Annotated in this window: 2 protein-coding genes and 1 pseudogene; all 3 read right to left on the reverse strand. The window is 70.2% G+C overall.

Features of this window, described 5'->3' with window-relative positions:
- On the reverse strand, nt 1–998 hold a 998-nt coding region (locus VF794_RS29750; RefSeq protein WP_331116241.1), incomplete at its 3' end, for a threonine synthase.
- 9 nt (nt 999–1,007) lie between these two features.
- Nucleotides 1,008–1,847, reverse strand: coding sequence for an aldose epimerase (locus VF794_RS29755; RefSeq protein WP_331116242.1), 840 nt, complete (start codon nt 1,845–1,847; stop codon nt 1,008–1,010).
- A gap of 51 nt (nt 1,848–1,898) precedes the next feature.
- Nucleotides 1,899–2,183 (reverse strand): annotated as a pseudogene (locus tag VF794_RS29760) (hypothetical protein); the annotation flags it as partial.

Below are 2,183 nucleotides of genomic sequence, written 5' to 3' on the forward strand. Positions count from 1 at the left end.
AGGGTGTCGGCATCGGGGACGGCGACACAGGTGCCGTTCGTCTCACGCACCGCCTGGAGCACGAGGAAGTCGCCGAGCGCCTTGGGCACGCGGATGCCCTGGGCGACGGTGGACGCGCCCTCCCACTTCTCGGAGACGTCCTTGCCCTCACGCCAGGCCTTCACGATGGGCTGGCAGCCCTCGGCCTGCACGGCGACGAGCTTGGGGAAGCGCACGTTGTCCGGGAGCCAGCCCAGCTCGCGCATCTCCAGCAGCGCCTTGTAGATGCCGATGATGCCCACGCCTCCGCCGGTGGGGTAGAGGATGACGTCCGGCAGGCTCCAGGCGAGCTGCTCGGCGATCTCATACCCCATCGTCTTCTTGCCCTCGATGCGGTACGGCTCCTTGAGGGTGGCGGCCTCGAACCAGCCGTGCGCCTTGGCCGAGCGGGCGACGATGGCTCCGGCATCCGTGATCTGTCCCCGCACCATATAGGCGCTGGCACCCACGGCGGTGGCCTCCAGCACGCTCATGGCCGGAGCATCGGTGGGCATCACGAGGGTGACGGACATGCCCGCGCGCGCGCCGTAGCTGGCCCAGGCCCCGCCGGCGTTGCCGTTGGTGGGCATGGCGAGCGCGGTGATGCCCAGCTCCTTGGCCCGGCTGACGCCCGTGGCGGCGCCGCGCGCCTTGAAGGAGGCGGTGGGATTCAACCCCTCGTCCTTCAACCAGAGGTCGCGCAGGCCCAGCTCGGCGCCCAGGCGCGGGAGCGGGAAGAGGGGCGTCATGCCCTCGCCGAGGGTGACGATGTTCTTGGCGTCTCGGACGGGCAGCAGCTCGTGGTAGCGCCACAGGGAGGAGACGCGGCCGGCGAGGTCGGAGGGGCGCACGGCGCGCGCGGCGGCCTCGAGGTCGTAGCGCACGAGCAGCGGGCCACCGCAGTCGCACAGGTTCTGGACCCGCTCCGCGTCATGCGTCTTGCGGCAGCGGGAGCATTCGAGGTGGGAGAGGAAGGACATGCCCCCCTTTTACCGGACGAAGCGGGCCATGGGCTCGACGCTGATCTCGAACTCGGAGGCGAAGGTGGCCCCGGGAGCGACGGTGATCAGCCCCTGGCCCGATTTCAGCGCCCCACCGGGGGCCGTCCAGGGCTCGACGCAGACGAAGTCGCGGCCCGCGAGCGTCCACACCACCAGCGTGGTGAAGGAGGGGCTCCAGGCGAGTTCCACCGGGCGCAGCCCCTGCCCGCGCTCGAGCGTGGTGCCCTGGAGCGAGTGGTCGAGCAGGTGCAGATCCACCTCGGACCCGGTGAGGGCCCACCCGGAGAAGGGCACGGTGGCACCCAGGCGGTTGTCCCAGGCGCGCGAGGCATCCGTCTCGACGCTGGCGGAGGCCTTGTTGCCCTGGGGGACATAGAAGTACGGGTGGTAGCCGAGGTGCAGCGGCATGGGCCGCGAGTCCCGGTTCTCGGCACTGAAGGAGAGGTGGAGCGCGGTGCCCACCAGCGTCACGGTGAGCAGCGCCTCGAAGCGCCAGGGGAACTCGCGCAGCGTCCCCTCCGAGTGCCCCAGCGCGAGCACCACGCGCGAGCTCTCTTGGGTGCGCACCTCCCAGGGCACGTCCCGGCCGAAGCCATGGCGGCGCATGGGGTACTCGCGGCCCTCCGCCGTGTACGTGCCGCCGGGGAGGACGCCGGGGGAGGGGAAGAGCACGGGGATGCCGCCGCGCACGTTCTTGGTGGGGTCCACCAGGGTGCTCTCGTCGAGGAAGAGGATGGGCTCGCCCTCGACGATGAAGCGGCTGACGAGCGCACCGCGCTCGGGGATCACCTCGGCGTGAGAGCCGCCACCATCCGTGAGCACCACCATGTTCGCCTCCTGTGGGGCCCGGCTTCTAACAGGTGCGGGCCACGCCTGTGCCTAGGGAGGCGGCTGGATCTCCCGGATGGTTGCCTTCTTGAACCACTGCTCGCGGATGCCATGGCCGCGCAAGATGATGAGCGGCTCGGGCGCGGTGAGGCGCTGGTCCGACGGAATCTGGCAGGTGGCTGCCACCAGCGGTGGGATGCTCCACCCCCCCGCGTCGAGGTTCTCGTGGACCTTGCGCCACCTGCCACCGTTCTTGCCGTTGGTGAGATCCAACCACAACTCCTGCTTCACCCTGTCACCGGACAGGTTGTAGGTGATGACCTTGATGCCCACCCA

Origin of the sequence: Archangium sp. (assembly GCF_036389735.1) — a bacterium.
Lineage (GTDB): Bacteria > Myxococcota > Myxococcia > Myxococcales > Myxococcaceae > Archangium.

Bases quoted from the DNA above. Each gene is read 5' to 3' on its own strand.
- VF794_RS29755 (WP_331116242.1), bottom strand. From the start codon at position 1,847: ATGGTGGTGCTCACGGATGGTGGCGGCTCTCACGCCGAGGTGATCCCC.